The following is a 17,518-nucleotide window of genomic DNA, read 5'->3' on the forward strand; positions in this document are numbered from 1 at the left end:
AGCTATTTAAATCGCTGCAAAATTTTAAGTAAAAATCGATTATAAAAAATATTATAAAAATTGATCGTATAATTTACTCAAAAACTGACGGTCTTGTTTTATATTTGCTACAAAACAAAACCGTAATTTAAGCGTATCTATAACTTAGTATTTATTTTCTCTTTTATAAATTTATCTACAGTCATTCTATGAACATCAAAAAGACGGCCAATCGCAGCCTTTGATATTTTTTTGTTTAAGAGCTGTATAATTTCATCTTCTTTTCCGGTAAGTTTTAACATTGAATTTTTTTTACCCTTAGGGCGGCCAAGAACAATACCTTGACTTTTTCTCAGTGCTAAAGCTTCTTTAGTTCTTTGACTTATCAACTGTCTTTCAATTTCGGCAGCTAAAGAAAATGCAAAGGCCAAGACCTTAGAATTAATATTATTTGCAAATTCAAAATTTTCTTTGATCGAAAATATTCTTACTTTTTTTTCAATACAAGAATTTAAAAAGCTCATCACATTTAAAAGGCTTCGTCCTAATCTCGAAAGCTCCGGAACAATCAAAATATCGCTTTCTTTAAGCCGAGAGCCTAAAGTTCCAAGTTTACGGTGTCCAATCGAAATACCGCCTGACATAACCTCTTCAACAAATTCATCAATTGTAATCTGCCTATCATTAGCCCAATTACAAACCTCAAAACGCTGATTTTCCAGTGTTTGCTTCTCTGTACTTACTCGTAAATATGCATATATCATTTTATGCCTCCTATGCAAGGTAAAACATATTTAAGAGTCTTCCGTATCTAAGTGATACCAATAAACAGCAATGGATATAATCTTATTAATTACTTCCTTAATGTAGAAAATATATATAATTTCTGCTGTACAAAATAAATTCTCCAACTTTCCTCGCTTCAATTTTTAAAAAATCAAAAAAAATTCTTATATTATAAGTTGGTAGAATTCTTTTTATGGGAGTAAAAATGACTAAGAATGATAATCTTTACAATGCCTATGACGGAAAAAATAATGCCTTTCATGCCTTAGCAGATAACAGTGCCAGGCAGGCTATTTTTCGCATTGATGATGAATCTTTTGAAAAAAAGATTATTGCTTACAAAAAAGCGGCTTATGAAGAAGGAGCTATTTCCATCGAAACAAAAAAAATATTTGAAAATTGTAATATAATTACTCTCTCTTATCTTGACAGCTGTGGAAATAAAAAGTCTTATGAAAAATATTGTTGGCAGTATGACATCAGTTTTGAAAATGCACATTTTTTTGCAAGCCTGATGGGATCCGAGACTCTACTCTATAAAGACGGAAACAAGATAATTGTTTACAAATCTCAAACCCCGCAGAGCATTATAACCCTCTATCCCGAATCAAATGCTTTTGAAAAATACGGAATAAAGACTATATTTGAAATGATGTTTTGGCTTTTAGGGAGTGCAAAAAATATTGTTTCAATTTCCGTTCCTAAAGCAATTTTTTTACAAAGAGTTCAGTATAAATATCTTCGCGGTGCAGGAATGCGTATTCCTCGAAAATCATATACGGAACTCATGGAAAGTGCACCCTTTATCTATATCAACAACGAAAATCATGAGCACCGTAAAAAAGACTACGCTGAATATATTCCGCCTGAAGAAGATAGGTATAAAACATGCAAAACAAAAAGCCGATGCCGAAGACTTATAAAAAACAGCGGAGTACTTTTTTTGTGTAATAAAGAACAAGTTGATACAATGAAAAAACATCTTGATGAATTGACTGAAGAATGGAATAGCGAATATAAGTCTCTTACATTTCAATTTTTAACCGAAGATGAAAATCCCGAGCAAATAATTTATTCCGGATTTTATGTTTTCTTAGATCATGCAATAAATGGCCGGGAAAACATGCAATCACTATCTGCAGCAGCCCGTAAAGCAGGCATTTCGGTTACACTATATGTACCTTCCAAAGACTCAAAAACCATACAGATAATAAGTACCGAAGATTCAAAACCTATATTCACTCTCAAAATGGAAGACGGATACGAACTCTTGTCTATTCTTGTTCCATTTTTAAAAATAGATGATAAGGGTAAAAGGTTTTGGGATATGAAATATTGCGAGTAAGGTATAAATCAGAATGATGAAGACTTATATTTTTTTCTTATACTGAATTGTAGAACTAAATTTCACATCCCCACAATCATCTCTTTAAAAAGCTCAGGTTTAAGCAAAACAAGCCCGCCATGCCCGAGCTTAGGCAGAATCTTAAAATCTGTTTGGGGGAAATATTTTTTCATATAGCGGATATCCCAAGAGCGAGCTTTTTCTTCAGTCTCGGCATACCAATAATGAATTTTTGTGGAAAGGACGGGAATAGGAAAAGGCATCTTATAATTATTGCAGGAATCAAAACTCCTCCACAGAGTCTTCCGGCTGCTGTGCCGCAAAACTTCAGCTGCGTATTTGATGTCTTCTTCGCTATACTCATCCGTAGAAAAAACTCTTGACAATAATTTTACACCGCCTATCCTTCCTATCATCACCATAAGATAATCGCGCAAGGCAATAAAACGTGTCAGGAGCCAAGGCAGTTCATATGGAGTAATTCCGCCGTCCATTATGCAGTGATCTATTCGTGTTCTTTTCTCCAGCGTTGTCAGTAAGGCTATTGAACCTCCCATAGAGCAGCCGTAGACTGCATAAAGGCCTTCGATTTTTTGTTCCATCATCCATTCATTCAATTCCGAAGCAATTTGTTCAACGCTTGTAAAATCACTTCCTCGATCAAAATCATAGCCGGGCAAGGCAGGAACAATTAAGTGATATCGGTCTTCAAGCAAGGTAATCACTTTCTCAAAATAATCCCATCTTACACAAGAAGGATGAATCAAAAGTATCTTTTCAGTATTTTTACGTCCGAATTCATGAATTGTCATTTGCCCCCCTTATTCAATTTTTTTCAATACAGGATAATTCATTATACCACTATCCGCTTTATATTTCTATATAAATATACATCCTATAAATCCAATTTGACTTTTTACCTTCCTTATGCTAAAATAAACTCATGCAAATAATTGAAGGAACATACAACAAAGCTAGTGTAATGATCGATTCAATCGATTCTGAAACCGAAAAACAAATCAAAACCTTTCTCAATCATAAGGCCTTTGAAGGCACAAACATAGCAATAATGCCGGACTGCCATGCAGGCAAGGGAGCCGTTATCGGTTTTACGATGAATATAGATAAATACATAATCCCAAACATTGTGGGTGTAGATATCGGCTGCGGAATTCTTTCCGCCCGGCTCAATATAAAAAATCCGGATCTTGCAGAGCTGGATAACTTTATCAAAAAAAACATTCCTCATGGAAAAAGCGTCCATCGCTGCATGAAAATAGACAATAAAGAATTTGAAGAAGAAATTATAGAAGAATCAAAAAATGTTAATATGGATGAGGACAGGGCCTTAAAAAGTATAGGTACCTTAGGAGGCGGAAACCATTTTATAGAGCTTGGAAGAGACTCTCAAGGAAGATTATGGCTGACTGTTCATTCAGGAAGCAGAAATCTAGGTCTTCAAATTGCCGTTTTTTATCAAAAAAAAGCACAGCAGCTTTTAGATGAACAGAAACTTCTCACCCCTGAAGATAAAAACTTAGAATACCTATTTACAACAAGTGATGAAGGAAAAGCTTATCTAAGGGCAACCTATTTTGCTCAAAAATATGCAAAAGAAAACCGAAAAAAAATGATAGAACTAATCTCGCAATTTTTAAGTGCAGAAATTGAAGAAACGGTAGAATCAGTTCATAATTTTATAGGTGAAGACGGCATTATTCGAAAGGGGGCGACTTCAGCAGGATTAAATGAAAGACTTATTATTCCCTTTAATATGCGTGACGGATTTGCATTTTGTGTAGGAAAAGGAAATGATAACTACAACCAATCGGCTCCTCATGGGGCAGGAAGAATTATGTCCCGCTCCAAGGCATTTAGTGAGCTTTCACTAAATGCCTTTCAAAAAGAAATGAAAAGTGCCGGAATATTTACTACAACTGCAACAAAAAATACATTGGATGAGGCTCCCTCTGCTTATAAAAATAAGGAAATAATTTTAAAACACATTAAGCCGACTGCCGATGTAAAAGATTTTGTAAAACCGATATATAACTTCAAAGCACCTAATTAGCATACTCCTACAATACCGGGGCAAACATAGTACTGAATTTGGACTTTAGACGAATCCAAAAAGATTGTTTATTTCCATAATCGGCCGTAGCATCTGAGCTTACAGCAAAATCATTTAAAAGCATTTGTTCTATTTCCGATGCAAAGGGTTTATCTGCTATCAAAGCCGTAATCTCAAAATTTAATCTAAAAGATCTGTTATCAAAGTTTACGGTTCCGACAGCCGATAAAGAATCGTCTATGAGCATAACCTTTTGATGCATAAAACCGTTTTCATAAAAATATATTTTTGCACCGTCATCCGCTAATTCATCAAGGTAAGCATTTGCAGCATTAAATACAAACCAATTATCGTACATCCTCGGAGTTAAAATACGAACTTCAATTCCTTTTAACAAGGCTAACCTAAGAGCCGTCATAGTTGCTTCATCAGGAATAAAATAAGGCGTTGCAATCCAAATTCTTTTTCTTGCAGCGTTTAAAAGATTAGTAAAAAATAAACTTGCAGTTTCGTATTTATCTGCCGGCCCCGATGCTAAAACCAATACGTTCTTATCGGAATTATCACCTTTAAAAATATTAGGCTCCCAGTTTAAACCGCTTATAAGTTCTTTACTTGCCCAATGCCAATCAACCAAAAAAGTTGCTTGCGCCGCAATTACTGAAGGCCCTTCAATCATCAAATGAGTATCTCGCCACGGCGTAAAAACGGGATCTTTATCTAAATGGTCATCACCTATGTTGAGCCCGCCTACCCAGGCAGCCTTACCGTCAACAACAACAATCTTCCTATGATTTCTAAAATTAATTTGAAAGCGGTGATCTTGCTGAGTATTAAACGGAAGAACTTTTATTCCATTTACAGAAAAAGAATTTAACCATTCTTTGGATATTCCCCTGCTTCCTAACTCATCATATAAAACATAGACGGCAACACCCTCTTTAGCTTTGCGTAGCAACTGATCTTTAAACTTTGTTCCAATCTCATCATCTTTTAAAATATAAAACTGAAACAAAACATATTCTTCTGCTTTTTCAATTCCTTCCTCAATGCTTTTATATGTTTCCGCTCCGTTTAATAATAAATCGATCTTGTTCCCGTTTAAAAAAGGAGAGAGAGCTAATTTTTTCAGCACTTCATATTCAGGGAAAACATCCGGCGGCTCTACAAAATAAGGTTCCAAGTTTTTCGATATTTCTTTTATCCGGTTTTCAGTAATATCGGAATTAGCCTTCCACTCTTCTGCATAACCGTCAAATCTATTCCGGCCGAATACCCAATAAGCAGGAACGGTTATAACCGGAAAAGAGTTTAATCCTACAGTCCAAGCAATAGCTCCTTGAGAAGTCCGCGATGTTATAATAGCATTCAAGGAGCTAAAAAAGCCGAGAGTATGAAATACTGCCAACACAATAGAAATAAATATTGCTCGTTTTTTATTTTTCTTCTCGCTAATTTTAATTACCTCCGCTCTATATATTGCAGGCTCTTAATTACATTACACAACTCTTTACCGTTTGAACTAAGACTGCCGTAATTGTTAATCAAATTCATTGAATTACCTTCATTCATTAATTCGGGAAAGAATTTTTTATACTGCCCGGCTTCATATAAAAATCCGGGATTAAAATCTGCAGGCTTTGCTTCAGGAGCTCCGCTGTAATACCGCACTGTAAAATTTTTAGACAATTTATTTGTTTCATTATTAAAATAACGTAATTCGGTTTTTCTCCATGTTCTAATATCGTATAGCACAAAATCATTTTGAGCATATACAGTAACAAGCTGACTTTGCTCAGTTATCGTACCGGTGTATAAAATTCCATTTATAGTCTTTGATATATTTTTATTTACAGTTTTAACAGGTCCATATGTTTCTTTAACATTTCCATATTTATCCGAAGGCATAAAAACCAAATCTGCATCTCTGATATCTATAAGATTAAAAATAGAACTCATTCCGCCTCTGATAAAATTTATTTCTATAGTCTCAGGGCCTGACTTTGCCGAAGCAAGCTCGGAAGTTATTGCCCTCCGTATTCTATCTTCATCATTGTAGCTATTATCGGGTCTTACAATAACAAGCCTCACTGTAAGGAGCCGGTTTACTTCTGCAATTTCTCTTGAAGCTATACCCGGAATTATTTTTTCCGCTTTTTGAAAAGAAACTTTTGCATGGCGGAATGCAGTATAGTCTTTTAGTTTTAAATTGTAAGTACCTTCTTCGATATAAAGATAAGCAGCTTTTTCTTTTGCGAGCCTGCCCTTTTCCAAAGCCCCCCTATATCCGGGAACCCATGAGTGAGCAAGCATATAATATTCTGAAGCTTGGAGAAGGTTATCGGGCTTATTTGTATAAGCAAGAGTTTCGGCAGCATTATAGGCTATATCGGCACCTAAAGAATTTATTTCGTTATCCAAATGGCGGGAATATTTTTTTGCACGTTTTAAATCAGCCAAGGCCTTTGAAATATTTTTAGAATTGTTTCCCGACATCTGCACAATACGCAAGGCTTCATTATAAAGAGCTTCTGTTGCTCGCGTATAAGCGGTATCTTTTAGGCTGCTATAATCGCGGGCTTCAAATACTACAAACTCTTTTTTTCCGCGTAAACCTTCGGGATACATTCTTTGAAGAGTATAAACACGGTTGTAAAGAAGCAGCCAATCGGAAATATTATCTGCAATATCGGCATAATATATATCGTTTCTTTCAGCCTTGCTTATCGTATCCATTATAGACCTCTCTGCCTGCGAAACCTCAGTTTTATAAACCCGTATATAGTCATCCGATACATTGCCGTCAATAAGAAGTTCGGCAGCTGATACTGCCCTTTGAACAGGTGTTGAACCGTGAATATACATGCTTGCACATCCGGTCATCAACACAAACAGACTCAATAAAATTAAAGATAAAGAAAATAGTTTAACAGTTTTCATGTATACATTATATTAAAAAAAAGAAAAATAGTATACTACCGATAAAAAATATGATATAATATGAAGATAATGGGGTAAAATATGAGTTATAGTGCATTAGAAAAAGAATTGAAAACACTGCCCGAAGAATACCTTGAATCTGTGGCAGAATATATTGAACTATTAAAGTATAAGATTTCCTTTTTAAATCAAAATCAGCTTTCAAAAAAAATTCCTATTATAGGACTTGCAGAGGGAAAATTCCCCACGCCTGATGACATAAATGCATATGATGACGAAATAATTGATATGTTCGGGGAATACATATGAAAATCTTATTAGATACACATATTTTAATATGGCTGCACCAAAATGATAAAAGACTTTCTCAAAAAGCTAGAAAAATTATACTAAATCCTCAAAATGACATTTTTTATAGCTCAATAAATATTTGGGAAGCTCAACTTAAACATTTAAAATATCCTGATTCTTTTCAATTTTCAGGAGAACATTTGGATAAACTAAGCCTTAAAGCAAATTTATCTTGCCTATATGTAAAACCAAATCATGTAACTGCACTTGGAACACTTACTTATTCTAAAAAGGCACCAAAAATACATAACGATCCATTTGATCGCATATTAATTTGCCAAGCAAAGGTAGAAAATATGTTTCTCATGACTCATGATGCATTGATTCCATATTATGATGAAAATTTTATCATATCCGTGTAATTAATGATTTGGAAATAAAAATAGAACTATATGTGAATCTCAAATCAACAACTCCGACGCAAAGCGTCGGGGTATTAAACCCTCCGCACGAATAAAATATATTAAAAAATTTTAGCTGTAACCATTGACATTACACCAACAAAAGATTATACTATAGCTGTAACAATTATAGTTACAACTATAGTATAAAAATATTGGAGGTTCTAATGAAAAAGATTGCAATTATCGGAGCAAATGGAAAGCAAGGTCAATGCCTCACAAATGAAGCTGTAATGCGGGGCTTTGATGTAACTGCCGTTATCCGTCAGTCTTGCGCTAAAAATGAAAAGGCAAGAGTTCTTCAAAAAGATTTATTTGATTTAAAACCTGAAGATTTGGCAAGCTTTGATGCGGTCATCGATGCCTTTGGCGCGTGGACACCGGAAACTTTTAATCTGCACATCACTTCATTAAGGCATTTATGTGATTGCTTAAAAAACACTAAAACGCGGCTTTTAGTAGTCGGAGGAGCAGCTTGCCTTTACACGGACAAGGAGCATAAAACAATCTTACTTAATGCTCCCAATTTCCCCGAAGAATTCCGGCCCTTAGCACAGGCAGAAACGGATGCTTTTTTTGAATTAAAAGAAAGAAAAGATGTTTTGTGGACTTACTTATCGCCGCCATTGGATTTTAAGGCCGAAGGTGAACGTACCGGAAAATATAAACTTGCAGGTAAAGAGCTCGCTTTCAATTCGCAGGGAGAGAGTACAATAAGCTATGCCGATTATGCCGTTGCTATGATTGATGAAGTAGAAAATGCAAAATTCGTTCAAGATAATTTTTCGGTTGTAAGTTTATAAAAGCTCCATCAGCCGTCCGCCCTATTGTATCTTATATAGTTTTAGTATAAACTATATAAGATCAGGACGGCTTATGCAAATAGGAACAAAATTTTCGGTGTCAATTCATATCCTACTCTGCGTGGAATTCTTTAAAGATAAGTGTAAGGTAACCAGCGATTTTCTTGCCGAAAGTGTAAAGACAAATCCGGTAGTTATACGCAAACTTATGAGTGCGTTAAAAGATGCCGGACTTATAGAAATTACTCAAGGGACAGGCGGTATCGCATTAAAAAAAAATGCAAACCAAATCACCTTCCTCGATATCTTTAATGCAGTAGAATCCGTAAAAGACGGTAAACTTTTTAAAATACATGATACACCTCCAAACGAATGCCCTGTTGCACAAAGAATAAATTTTTTACTTGACGGCTACTTTATAGACGCGCAAACCGCCCTCGAAAAAAAATTAAATTCATTTACCCTGCAAGCCATTTTAAATAAAATAAAAAACATGGAGTACAAATGAAAACAAAAGATATAGAAACGGAAAGACTTATTTTACGCAGCATGACACTTGACGATGCAGATTTTGCAGCAAAGCTTTGGGGTGATCCTGAAAACGGAAAGTATCTTGCAGATGCACCGTATAAAAACGGCGATGAACTTAGAAAGGTAATTTACGATATAGACGAATGGGAAGATGAATATCCTTTTATTGCTGTTTGCAAAAATACGGGCGAACCCGTTGCAACCTGCTGTTTAGGGACGGAAGGACCAAAGGGTCATTGGGGTTTCGGCTATACGGTAAAAAAAGAGTTGTGGGGCAAAGGACTTGCAACCGAGATGGTAAAAGCTTTGATAAATTTTGCGTACTCATTCGGCGTGCGTAATTTTTATTGTACAGTTGCAAAAGAAAATAAGGCCTCGTGCCGAGTGATGGAAAAATGCGGATTAAAAATAAAAGAGACACAAACATTTAAAAAACGCGGTACCGATATGGAATTTGAATCAAATATTTATACAATGAACATGGAGTAAGCTGTACAAATGAAAATTTTAATTTATGGGGCCGGGGTTATAGGCAGTTTATATGCGGTTTATTTTTCAAAAGGAGGCTCTGATGTTTCAATTTATGCAAGGGGAAGCCGTTTGCAGGAGATAAAAGAAAAAGGTCTATCCTATTTTGAAAAAAATAAAATAAAAACTGTAAATGTGAAAGTGCTTGAAAAAGTTTTTGATGATGATATCTACGATTTTATTTTTTTGACCGTCCGTGAAGATAACTTAAAAGAAGCATTGACCGAATTAAAAGAAAACAAGAGTAAAACCATCGTTACAATGGTAAATACCATAAGCCCCTATGCCGAGCTTGAAAAACTTTGCGGAAAAGGAAAAATTCTACCGGCCTTTCCGGGAGCAGGCGGCAGTATTGATGACGGTATCTTGGATGCAGCTCTCACTCCCCGTCTTATTCAGCCTACAACATTCGGGGAAAAAGACGGCAAACACACTGAACGATCAAAACTTCTAGCCTCTCTTTTTAAAAAGAGCAGAATTCCTTATCAGATTGTCCCCGATATGCATAATTGGCAGCTTTCCCATCTTGCAATGGTCGTTCCGCTTGCGGATGCTTATTATAAAAGCGATGAACCTGAAACCGTATACTTAAACAAAAAAATTATGTACGAGGCGGGTAAAACGATGAGGGATAATTTTAGGCTCTTGGCAAAACGGAAAATGCTTTCGCCCAATAAATTTTATCTTGTTACAATTTGTCCTCTTTTTCTTATCGCCTTCATCTTAAAACTAACATATATGAGCGAATTCGGAAATAAGTTTATGTACCGCCATTCAATGAAGGCTCCTAAAGAAATGCAAAAACTAAAAGAAAACCTTAATCTTGTTTTAAAGAATTTATAAAATCTCCTTTATATCCTGAGGCCTATTAGAAGTAATTCCGCTTACTCCTTTTTTGATAAGCTCCGCGGCCTTTTCCTTATCGTCAACAGTCCAGCACCAAGCTTCTTTATTTCTCTTTTTAGTAAAGCATTTATAAGAAGGCTTTAAAATATCAGGTTTACAAAATAACAGTCCCCTGCCCTTTTTTAAAAAGAAGGGAGTATTGGGATGGTTGTCATAGATTAAGGCAGTAGGAATATAGGAACATATCTTTGAAAAATATCTTATTGCAAAGGGATTAAAAGAAGAAACCAAAAATCTATGCGGATTTTCAGGCAGAATTTTTAAAATATCCTGCAAAACCTGATAAGTTTTTTCTACAACACCCTTGTATTTTAAGTTATCTATTTTAATTTCTATATCGACATAGATATCGGAACCTAAAAGCTTAAGCACATTGTACAGCAATGGTAGCCTTTCTCCCTCATATTCTTTTGAAAACCAAAGACCGAAGTCGTATTTTTGTAATTCTTCCCAAGATAAATCTTCAACTTTCAAATCCGGAGCCTCAATAAGCCTTCCATTTTCATAGATTCTTCCGGTGCGCTTAATTGAGGAATCATGAATAACAACAAGTTCTCCGGTCTTGGTTAAATGCACATCCAATTCGACTCCGGGGATACCCATCTCTACAGCCTTCTTAAATGAGGCAATTGTATTTTCGGGCACAAGACTCGGAACACCCCTATGGCCAAACAAAAGAGGCCTTTTTGCATTAGGTAAAATTTCTTTATGCATATTTCTTTTCCTCATAAATGAAATAATTTTTATTTTTACTATAGAGATTATACCAAATATAGGTTATACTGTTAAGTGTATTACATAAGGAGAAACTATGAAACCACAAGACGGATTTAGAAAATACCTTCCGATAACTTTTTTGATCGGAGCAGGTTTTTTTACGATGGGACTTATGGATCCATTGTATGACAGCTATGTAACGATTTTTTTAAGCCGTTATATTCCATTCAAATGGCTTGTCGGAATGTTGATGTCGCTTGATAATGTTTTGGCAATATTATTAATCCCCATCGTTTCGGCATGGTCGGATCGAACACGGACAAAAATAGGAAGGAGAATGCCGTGGATTATAATTTTGCTTCCATTGTCTGCAATTTCTTTTAGCTTTATTCCATATGCAGCAAAAACCTCGTTGGCCTCATTGGTTATAGTTTTAGCTCTATTAAATTTATTTAAACAATCGGTGCGGGGCCCCGTTATCGCCTTAATGCCTGACATTGTTCCTGCCGAATTCCGCTCGCAAGGCAACGGAGTTATAAATACTATGGGAAACATTGCAGCAATAGTGGGAACCTTATTTTTAGCCCGTTTAATGGACGTAGATACAGTCCTGCCCATTATAGGTCACACAAAGGATGTTCTTTCTTTTCCTGCAGCAGGTCTTTTGGTAATCCTTGCAACCCTAATGCTCTTTCTCTTCGTAAAAGAAAAGAATGTTCCGCCTCCCGATTCTCCCGAAAAAGAAGAAGAAAAAAAAGTTCCATTTATACAGGCAATGAAAACCGTATTGGCAGGCAGAAAAATTGAAGGAGAAGAAAAGCCTGATAAGAGCGCCCTCTTTGTTCTTGTTTCGCTTTTTTTATGGTTCCTAGGTTATCAAGGAATGCTGCCCTATATCGCCGAGTACAGCATAAAAAATTTCGGCGTATCAACAGGTCAGGGAGCCTTTGCGGCAGGAATGGTAGGCATAGCCTCAGCCCTATCGGCCATTCCAATGGGCTATGCAGCAAGTAAGTGGGGACGAAAAAGAATGATAAGAATCGCCTTGGTCGTTGTTGCAAGCTTGTGTCTAGCTCAATTCTTTTTAACCGAAATTGCCTCCATCCTAGGACTTGCCGGAGGACAAATAAAATATCTTTTTTGGGGTATGATGTTTATCTTCGGTATTTTTTGGATCTGCATAATAGCAAACTCCTTCCCAATGCTTTGGCAAATGGCGGGCTTTTCACACATAGGTCTTTACACAGGTTTATACTATACCTTTTCTCAAGGAGCTGCAATAATAGCTCCCTTCCTTGCAGGTCTTATAATCGACTTTGCAGGCCACAGAGCAGTCTTTGTATACTGTGCATGTTTTTTCCTTCTTGCCTGGCTTATGATGGGAAGGGTTACTCGCGGCGAAAAGCACGATAAGGTAGAATAAACTTTTATTTAAGATGTTTGAATGTAGGTTTAAGTTTATTATACTTCAATTCGGAAGTCAGCATATCCTTTCACCTGAACTTCTTCGGAACTAAGGCTTTCAACACGGGCATAGGGATGCTCGTGTTTGAGAGCATAAACAAATTCTCCGAGAGTTTCCGTATCGGCTTCTGCAAGAATCTCTACCGAGTAATCTGCACGATTGCACACCCAACCTTTTACTTTAAGGCTCCTTGCAAGAGAACGCGTCCAATAACGGAAGCCCACACCTTGAACCCTGCCCTTGACTATAATATGAAGAGCTATCAAATTTTCTTTATTCATTGGCTGCTATAAGTTTAGAAGAGTCCAAATATTCAAAACCCAGGGCTTTAGCCGGATCTATGGGCTTAATTCCTATACTCTTAGCAAAAGCTATTGCATTCCTACAGCCCAAAATAGTATGCTCAGGAAAATGAGCATCGGAATTACAGATAATTCTTGCCCCCATATCCCAAGCAAGCTCCCAAAACTGCCGGACAGGGTAAATAAACTCATCAGCTCCGGCACGTTCAATCTTTCTTTTAAAAGTGCCGTAACCGTTTATTTCTATAGGCATATCAAGATCAATAGCTGCCTGAATCAAAGCTTTGGAGCAAGCCATGTGATCGGCATCTATCTTTGAAACATTCGCCAAAAAAAGATCGGGGTGAGCCAAAAAATTATAAAGCCCGGATCTCATCCCGTCAATTGTAAAATCTATATATCCGAAAAGTTCTTTTTTTGTAAGATTAGGTGCATATTCCAATACTCCTTCAGAATCATACCAGTGGGAACCCAAAACCAAAAAATCGGATTTCATTTCTCCTCTTAAAAAATCCTTGTACCAGTTCTTATAGCGAGGATGCCACTCGCACTCAAAGCCGAAATATACCGGGAAGGGCGCATCAATAACGGCTTCCTCCACCATGCTCTTATAGAGATTTATCTCATACTCTCCCATACGGCAATAATCCCATGAAGAATCGGGATAGGGGCAATGGTCCGAAAAACCTAGGGCCGAACAGCCGTCCTTTATAGCTTCTTTTACATAATCGACGGGCCTGCCGTCAGCATGTTTACACAAATAAGTATGGGTGTGGAAATTGCTTATTAAGTTGCTTTCTTTCATCAACATAATTTTATTTATTATGGAAGTCTTTGTCAATCGGAGAATATAGCGGCAAACACATCATCGTTTTATCCTCGCAAAAAACGTAGGCTGTTCAACCCGCCTTTCGCCGCTATGCGGCTGCAAGAGGGGTATTCACAGCCTATTTTTTTGCTATTTTATTTAACCCCATGATGCGTTTGCCCTTTTTTGAAAAATGTGCGAAATTTTGTTTAAAATTTCGCACAGAAAGAAGGCAACCGCTTCAGAAACATTCCGGTGCAGTTGCCTTAATAGAAGAATAAAATATAGAATTTTGTGAAAATAAAGTCAAAAATAGTCGGAATTTTGTGATTTTTTTTAATAATTTTTACCGGAATTTTGTGAAAAAATGCTTGAAAAAGGCCGGAATTTTGTGATACAGTTTCTACATAAAACAAAAAATATCATAGAGTGTTAAAAAATGAGACTATGGCACCAAGACCTGATACAAAGACTACCGACACAGCAGCTATTAGGCCAGCACAGAGAATGCTGTGCATTACGAGGAAACGGCTGGGGGAAAAAGCATTCTGTAGTAGACTATGTATTTTTATATTCACCGTACAAACTTTTTCAATACCATAAACTGGTAATGGAAGAGATGCACAAAAGAGGCTATAAGGTTTCAGAAGAATGGTTAGATCAAAATTACAGAGGAAAAAAATGTCCGCCATACGAGGACCTAAAAAAAATCAAAAAGACCTATCCTATTTACAAGGAACATGATGAAAAATATATGCAGGAATGTATCACTAATCTCCATGGAAAAAACATAGAGATATAAAAAAACGCCCGCATCCAAGGCGGGCGTTGTGCAAAAAAGGCTTAATAATTTATTCGGCCGATGCTTCAGCCGGTTTTTCTGCAGATGGTTCGGCAGCCTTTTTATTCTTGATGTTTGCTCTGCATATTTTGCAGATCTTTGATTTTGCACCGTTAATCTCTTGTTCGTATAAAACTTTGATTCCGGTTTTGTTACATACGGGGCATACCCCGCGTCCGCGGTTTTGCTCTGCGCGGATACCCTTACCTCTATGAGCCTTTGACACGGTTGTACCTCCGATTTGATGAACTATCTACTACCTGGTCGGTATTCTTTTTGTGTTCAGATTCACTCTTTGATGATTTAAAGCCTGCTTCTTTTTTGGAAGCTTTCTTGTCATCGGATTTTTTTGAATCATCTTTTTTCTTTGTATCCTTTTCCTTTTTTTCAAAGTCATAGTCTACAAGTTCCAAGATAGCAACATCAGCTGCATCGCCTTCACGGAAGCCGATTTTTAAGATCCGGGTGTAACCGCCGTTTCTGTCTTTCATTCTAGGACCGATATCGCTGAATAGTTTTTTTACAATATCATCATCCCAGATATACTTTGCAGCATGCCTTCGGTTGTTGAACGTATCAACCTTTGAGCGGGTAATCAATTTTTCCGCAGTTCGGCGTACTTCCATCGCTTTTTGTTTTGTTGTCGTAATCCGCTCGTACTTAAATAGCGATGTAACCATATTTCGGTGCAAAGCACGGCGATGTGCAGTTGTACGCGAGAGCGGATTAAAGCCGTTCTTATGCTTCATCTGTTTCTTCCTTCTGTCTTGATACTTTTATCGTATTTTTTAGATGACTGTAATCAGTCATACCCAAGCGCAAATTGTATTCCGCTAACTTAGCATGAATTTCATTCAAAGTCATTCTGCCGACATTGCGCATACTTTCGATCTCATCTTCCGACTTTTGAGCCAACTCGCCGAGAGTTTTAATACCGGCAGAGTCCAAGCAGTTTTTAGCCCGAACGGAAAAATCGAGAGTAGTAATCGAGGTTGTTAAAAGCTGCTTTATTGCCGCTTCTTCATCATCATCTTCATCTTCACCAAGATAATCATTTTCGTTAAAATTAATAAAGATGGAAAAATGATCTTTTGCAATTTTTGCAGCTTCGCCCAAAACATCCTCAGGTCTGACTGTGCTGTCAGTCCAAATTTCAAGGATGAGCTTATCGTAGTCGTTTCTTTGTCCTACTCGGCAAGGTTCAATAGAATAGCTTACCTTTAGAACAGGACCGTAGATTGCGTCCATCGGAATGGTTCCGACAATTTCAATGTATTTTTCATTAACTTCTGCCGGTACATAACCTCGGCCGAAATCTACTTGAACATCAAACGAAACATTAGCACCCTTCATCAATTCCATAACATGGAAAGGTTCGCCTAAAATTTCAAGCTGTCCTTCAACGGCAAAATCTTTGCTGGTTATCGACGCAGGCCCCTTAAATTCAAAATGAAAGTCACCTTGTTCCGATTCATCCGATAAACGGAGGCGGATCTGCTTTAGCTTATTCAAAATTTCCAGCGTATCTTCAGAGACATTCGGAATATTTTCAAACTCACTTGAAATCGTATGGGGTACTCCGTCGGCATCATGCGATGTTATAAGCACTGCCGATATGGCATAACCTTGAATAGAGGATAATAAAATTCTCCTCAAACAATTTCCGATTGTGGTTCCAAAACCTGTCTCAAAAGGGGATGCCGTAAACTTACCATAGCTTTCGGTTGATTCTTGCTGAGCAAATTCCAAGCCTTTCGGCTTCTTAAATCCTTTTAAAAGATTTTTACGGGCCATTCACGTCTCCTTATATTCGGCGCGTCTTCTTGGGACGGCAGCCGTTATGCGGAATGGGAGTTACATCGCTGATTGAGCGAACCTTTAATCCCATTGTTCCAAGCGTTCTGATAGCCGATTCACGGCCGACTCCGGGTCCTTTTACAAAAACATGAACCTCATGCAAGCCGTAGGGCTGGCATTTTTGTACAGCTGTTTCTGCAACGGTCTGAGCCGCAAAGGGTGTTGACTTCTTGGCTCCGGCAAAACCTAAGCCGCCTGAAGATGCCCATGAAAGAACATTTCCCTTTAAGTCGGTTATCGTAATAATTGTGTTATTAAAGGTTGCTTGAATATAAACATTGCCTTCATATATGCTTTTCTTTTCTTTTCTTTTCTTTACAGTAGCCATGTTTTTAATTACCTCCAACCACGATTATTTCTTCTTACCGGCAACGGTCTTCTTCTTACCCTTGCGTGTTCTGGCATTTGTCCTAGTTCTCTGTCCGCGTACCGGGAGACCCTTTCTGTGTCTTTGTCCTCGGTAGCATCCGATATCCTGAAGACGCTTGATATTTAAAGCCACTTCGGTTCGAAGGCGGCCTTCTACCTTGTATTCTCTGTCAATCACTTCACGGATTGCAGCTAATTCGGCTTCATCCAAATCATTCATTTTTTTCATCGGATCAACCTTTGTGGCTTCACAAATTTTGTTTGCCGATGAAGTCGAAATTCCATAAATGTACGTTAATGAAACATTAACATGTTTATTAGGGAGGTCAACTCCCGCAATACGAGCCATTATCCAGTGTCCTCCGTTAACCTTGTCTTTGTTTATGCTTCGGGTTTGTACAGATTATCCGTACTATTCCGTTGCGCTTAATAACCTTGCATTTATCACAAATAGGCTTTACACTTGTTCTAACCTTCATATCCACTCCTTTAAAGAATGTATTTTATATCATTCTTAA

The 17,518-nt window shown here is 37.1% G+C and carries 23 protein-coding genes; 10 read left to right on the forward strand and 13 right to left on the reverse strand.

The window, feature by feature from the left end; translation table 11 throughout:
* Positions 1 to 137 precede the first annotated feature (137 nt).
* The gene (locus tag E4O04_RS12910) at positions 138 to 743 is read right to left on the reverse strand and encodes a master DNA invertase Mpi family serine-type recombinase (protein ID WP_253708485.1); all 606 of its coding nucleotides are present in this window, start codon (positions 741 to 743) and stop codon (positions 138 to 140) included.
* A gap of 227 nt (positions 744 to 970) precedes the next feature.
* Between E4O04_RS12910 and E4O04_RS12915 the strand changes: the two genes are divergently transcribed.
* Positions 971 to 2,110: a hypothetical protein gene (locus E4O04_RS12915; RefSeq protein WP_253708488.1), complete on the forward strand. Its 1,140-nt coding sequence runs from the start codon at positions 971 to 973 to the stop codon at positions 2,108 to 2,110.
* A 62-nt stretch (positions 2,111 to 2,172) separates the two neighbouring features.
* Here the strand turns inward: E4O04_RS12915 and E4O04_RS12920 are convergent, their stop codons facing one another.
* Complete coding sequence (locus E4O04_RS12920; protein ID WP_253686834.1) at positions 2,173 to 2,922, reverse strand: alpha/beta fold hydrolase; 750 nt, start codon at positions 2,920 to 2,922, stop codon at positions 2,173 to 2,175.
* A 131-nt stretch (positions 2,923 to 3,053) separates the two neighbouring features.
* Between E4O04_RS12920 and E4O04_RS12925 the strand changes: the two genes are divergently transcribed.
* Positions 3,054 to 4,181, forward strand: a complete 1,128-nt coding sequence (locus E4O04_RS12925) for an RtcB family protein (protein ID WP_253708490.1) — start codon at positions 3,054 to 3,056, stop codon at positions 4,179 to 4,181.
* Positions 4,182 to 4,188: 7 nt separating this feature from the next.
* On the opposite strand, the gene cls is transcribed toward E4O04_RS12925, so the two are convergent.
* Both cls and E4O04_RS12935 read right to left on the reverse strand, forming a co-directional pair.
* On the reverse strand, positions 4,189 to 5,592 hold the full coding sequence (cls, locus tag E4O04_RS12930; protein ID WP_253708493.1) for a cardiolipin synthase: 1,404 nt from the start codon (positions 5,590 to 5,592) through the stop codon (positions 4,189 to 4,191).
* 50 nt (positions 5,593 to 5,642) lie between these two features.
* A complete protein-coding gene (locus E4O04_RS12935; RefSeq protein WP_253708496.1) occupies positions 5,643 to 7,121 on the reverse strand; it encodes a hypothetical protein in 1,479 nt (492 codons plus the stop codon).
* Between the two features lie 81 nt (positions 7,122 to 7,202).
* On the opposite strand from E4O04_RS12935, the gene E4O04_RS12940 reads away from it, so the two are divergent.
* From E4O04_RS12940 to E4O04_RS12965, 6 genes are all read left to right on the forward strand, one after another.
* Positions 7,203 to 7,430, forward strand: a complete 228-nt coding sequence (locus E4O04_RS12940) for a DUF2281 domain-containing protein (protein WP_253677300.1) — start codon at positions 7,203 to 7,205, stop codon at positions 7,428 to 7,430.
* Positions 7,427 to 7,834 (forward strand): type II toxin-antitoxin system VapC family toxin, encoded by a 408-nt coding sequence (locus E4O04_RS12945; RefSeq protein WP_253686830.1) that lies wholly within the window; start codon positions 7,427 to 7,429, stop codon positions 7,832 to 7,834. Before E4O04_RS12940 ends, E4O04_RS12945 begins: the two co-directional genes overlap by 4 nt.
* A 206-nt stretch (positions 7,835 to 8,040) precedes the next feature.
* On the forward strand, positions 8,041 to 8,676 hold the full coding sequence (locus E4O04_RS12950) for an SDR family oxidoreductase (protein ID WP_253686829.1): 636 nt from the start codon (positions 8,041 to 8,043) through the stop codon (positions 8,674 to 8,676).
* Between the two features lie 73 nt (positions 8,677 to 8,749).
* Positions 8,750 to 9,184 (forward strand): Rrf2 family transcriptional regulator, encoded by a 435-nt coding sequence (locus E4O04_RS12955; protein ID WP_253686828.1) that lies wholly within the window; start codon positions 8,750 to 8,752, stop codon positions 9,182 to 9,184.
* Positions 9,181 to 9,696 (forward strand): GNAT family N-acetyltransferase, encoded by a 516-nt coding sequence (locus E4O04_RS12960; protein WP_253686827.1) that lies wholly within the window; start codon positions 9,181 to 9,183, stop codon positions 9,694 to 9,696. Before E4O04_RS12955 ends, E4O04_RS12960 begins: the two co-directional genes overlap by 4 nt.
* 9 nt (positions 9,697 to 9,705) lie before the next feature.
* Positions 9,706 to 10,578, forward strand: a complete 873-nt coding sequence (locus E4O04_RS12965; protein WP_253708498.1) for a ketopantoate reductase family protein — start codon at positions 9,706 to 9,708, stop codon at positions 10,576 to 10,578.
* Here the strand turns inward: E4O04_RS12965 and E4O04_RS12970 are convergent.
* Positions 10,573 to 11,355: a glycerophosphodiester phosphodiesterase gene (locus E4O04_RS12970; protein WP_253686825.1), complete on the reverse strand. Its 783-nt coding sequence runs from the start codon at positions 11,353 to 11,355 to the stop codon at positions 10,573 to 10,575. The two genes, E4O04_RS12965 and E4O04_RS12970, sit on opposite strands and share 6 nt — an antisense overlap.
* Before the next feature lie 97 nt (positions 11,356 to 11,452).
* Between E4O04_RS12970 and E4O04_RS12975 the strand changes: the two genes are divergently transcribed.
* Positions 11,453 to 12,781: an MFS transporter gene (locus E4O04_RS12975; RefSeq protein ID WP_253686824.1), complete on the forward strand. Its 1,329-nt coding sequence runs from the start codon at positions 11,453 to 11,455 to the stop codon at positions 12,779 to 12,781.
* Positions 12,782 to 12,819: 38 nt separating this feature from the next.
* Here the strand turns inward: E4O04_RS12975 and E4O04_RS12980 are convergent, their stop codons facing one another.
* Together E4O04_RS12980 and E4O04_RS12985 are read right to left on the reverse strand one after the other, a co-directional pair.
* Positions 12,820 to 13,104: an acylphosphatase gene (locus E4O04_RS12980; RefSeq protein WP_253708500.1), complete on the reverse strand. Its 285-nt coding sequence runs from the start codon at positions 13,102 to 13,104 to the stop codon at positions 12,820 to 12,822.
* On the reverse strand, positions 13,097 to 13,930 hold the full coding sequence (locus E4O04_RS12985) for a PHP domain-containing protein (protein ID WP_253686822.1): 834 nt from the start codon (positions 13,928 to 13,930) through the stop codon (positions 13,097 to 13,099). Before E4O04_RS12985 ends, E4O04_RS12980 begins: the two co-directional genes overlap by 8 nt.
* Before the next feature lie 442 nt (positions 13,931 to 14,372).
* Between E4O04_RS12985 and E4O04_RS12990 the strand changes: the two genes are divergently transcribed.
* Entirely contained in the window at positions 14,373 to 14,735 is a 363-nt protein-coding gene (locus E4O04_RS12990; RefSeq protein ID WP_253686821.1) for a TIGR02328 family protein, read from the forward strand.
* Positions 14,736 to 14,784: 49 nt separating this feature from the next.
* On the opposite strand, the gene E4O04_RS12995 is transcribed toward E4O04_RS12990, so the two are convergent.
* The 6 genes from E4O04_RS12995 to rpmJ are packed head-to-tail and all read right to left on the reverse strand — an operon-like array spanning position 14,785 to position 17,479.
* Entirely contained in the window at positions 14,785 to 15,000 is a 216-nt protein-coding gene (locus tag E4O04_RS12995; RefSeq protein ID WP_253686820.1) for a hypothetical protein, read from the reverse strand.
* A complete protein-coding gene (rplQ, locus tag E4O04_RS13000) occupies positions 14,984 to 15,523 on the reverse strand; it encodes a 50S ribosomal protein L17 (RefSeq protein WP_253686819.1) in 540 nt (179 codons plus the stop codon). The genes E4O04_RS12995 and rplQ overlap by 17 nt, the downstream gene beginning before the upstream one ends.
* Positions 15,513 to 16,568: a DNA-directed RNA polymerase subunit alpha gene (locus E4O04_RS13005; protein WP_253708503.1), complete on the reverse strand. Its 1,056-nt coding sequence runs from the start codon at positions 16,566 to 16,568 to the stop codon at positions 15,513 to 15,515. The genes rplQ and E4O04_RS13005 overlap by 11 nt, the downstream gene beginning before the upstream one ends.
* A gap of 10 nt (positions 16,569 to 16,578) precedes the next feature.
* Complete coding sequence (gene rpsK, locus E4O04_RS13010; protein WP_002670039.1) at positions 16,579 to 16,959, reverse strand: 30S ribosomal protein S11; 381 nt, start codon at positions 16,957 to 16,959, stop codon at positions 16,579 to 16,581.
* A gap of 24 nt (positions 16,960 to 16,983) precedes the next feature.
* Complete coding sequence (rpsM, locus tag E4O04_RS13015; RefSeq protein WP_002670034.1) at positions 16,984 to 17,349, reverse strand: 30S ribosomal protein S13; 366 nt, start codon at positions 17,347 to 17,349, stop codon at positions 16,984 to 16,986.
* 16 nt (positions 17,350 to 17,365) lie between these two features.
* Positions 17,366 to 17,479 carry a 50S ribosomal protein L36 gene (gene rpmJ / locus E4O04_RS13020; RefSeq protein WP_002672206.1) on the reverse strand — a complete coding sequence of 38 codons (114 nt, stop codon included), beginning with the start codon at positions 17,477 to 17,479 and terminating at the stop codon, positions 17,366 to 17,368.
* Positions 17,480 to 17,518: the final 39 nt, after the last annotated feature.

Source organism: Treponema sp. OMZ 799, from assembly GCF_024181365.1.
GTDB lineage: Bacteria > Spirochaetota > Spirochaetia > Treponematales > Treponemataceae > Treponema_B.

Excerpts from the sequence above, each read along its gene's own strand:
- E4O04_RS12920 (WP_253686834.1), bottom strand. The coding sequence starts at position 2,922 with ATGACAATTCATGAATTCGGACGTAAAAATACTGAAAAGATACTTTTG.
- rpmJ (WP_002672206.1), bottom strand. The coding sequence starts at position 17,479 with ATGAAGGTTAGAACAAGTGTAAAGCCTATTTGTGATAAATGCAAGGTT.
- E4O04_RS12980 (WP_253708500.1), bottom strand. The coding sequence starts at position 13,104 with ATGAATAAAGAAAATTTGATAGCTCTTCATATTATAGTCAAGGGCAGG.
- E4O04_RS13005 (WP_253708503.1), bottom strand. The coding sequence starts at position 16,568 with ATGGCCCGTAAAAATCTTTTAAAAGGATTTAAGAAGCCGAAAGGCTTG.
- E4O04_RS12955 (WP_253686828.1), top strand. The coding sequence starts at position 8,750 with ATGCAAATAGGAACAAAATTTTCGGTGTCAATTCATATCCTACTCTGC.
- E4O04_RS12910 (WP_253708485.1), bottom strand. The coding sequence starts at position 743 with ATGATATATGCATATTTACGAGTAAGTACAGAGAAGCAAACACTGGAA.
- E4O04_RS12940 (WP_253677300.1), top strand. The coding sequence starts at position 7,203 with ATGAGTTATAGTGCATTAGAAAAAGAATTGAAAACACTGCCCGAAGAA.
- E4O04_RS12915 (WP_253708488.1), top strand. The coding sequence starts at position 971 with ATGACTAAGAATGATAATCTTTACAATGCCTATGACGGAAAAAATAAT.
- rplQ (WP_253686819.1), bottom strand. The coding sequence starts at position 15,523 with ATGAAGCATAAGAACGGCTTTAATCCGCTCTCGCGTACAACTGCACAT.
- E4O04_RS12990 (WP_253686821.1), top strand. The coding sequence starts at position 14,373 with ATGAGACTATGGCACCAAGACCTGATACAAAGACTACCGACACAGCAG.
- E4O04_RS12985 (WP_253686822.1), bottom strand. The coding sequence starts at position 13,930 with ATGAAAGAAAGCAACTTAATAAGCAATTTCCACACCCATACTTATTTG.
- E4O04_RS12965 (WP_253708498.1), top strand. The coding sequence starts at position 9,706 with ATGAAAATTTTAATTTATGGGGCCGGGGTTATAGGCAGTTTATATGCG.
- E4O04_RS12925 (WP_253708490.1), top strand. The coding sequence starts at position 3,054 with ATGCAAATAATTGAAGGAACATACAACAAAGCTAGTGTAATGATCGAT.
- E4O04_RS12950 (WP_253686829.1), top strand. The coding sequence starts at position 8,041 with ATGAAAAAGATTGCAATTATCGGAGCAAATGGAAAGCAAGGTCAATGC.
- rpsM (WP_002670034.1), bottom strand. The coding sequence starts at position 17,349 with ATGGCTCGTATTGCGGGAGTTGACCTCCCTAATAAACATGTTAATGTT.
- E4O04_RS12960 (WP_253686827.1), top strand. The coding sequence starts at position 9,181 with ATGAAAACAAAAGATATAGAAACGGAAAGACTTATTTTACGCAGCATG.
- E4O04_RS12945 (WP_253686830.1), top strand. The coding sequence starts at position 7,427 with ATGAAAATCTTATTAGATACACATATTTTAATATGGCTGCACCAAAAT.
- rpsK (WP_002670039.1), bottom strand. The coding sequence starts at position 16,959 with ATGGCTACTGTAAAGAAAAGAAAAGAAAAGAAAAGCATATATGAAGGC.
- E4O04_RS12935 (WP_253708496.1), bottom strand. The coding sequence starts at position 7,121 with ATGAAAACTGTTAAACTATTTTCTTTATCTTTAATTTTATTGAGTCTG.
- E4O04_RS12970 (WP_253686825.1), bottom strand. The coding sequence starts at position 11,355 with ATGCATAAAGAAATTTTACCTAATGCAAAAAGGCCTCTTTTGTTTGGC.
- E4O04_RS12975 (WP_253686824.1), top strand. The coding sequence starts at position 11,453 with ATGAAACCACAAGACGGATTTAGAAAATACCTTCCGATAACTTTTTTG.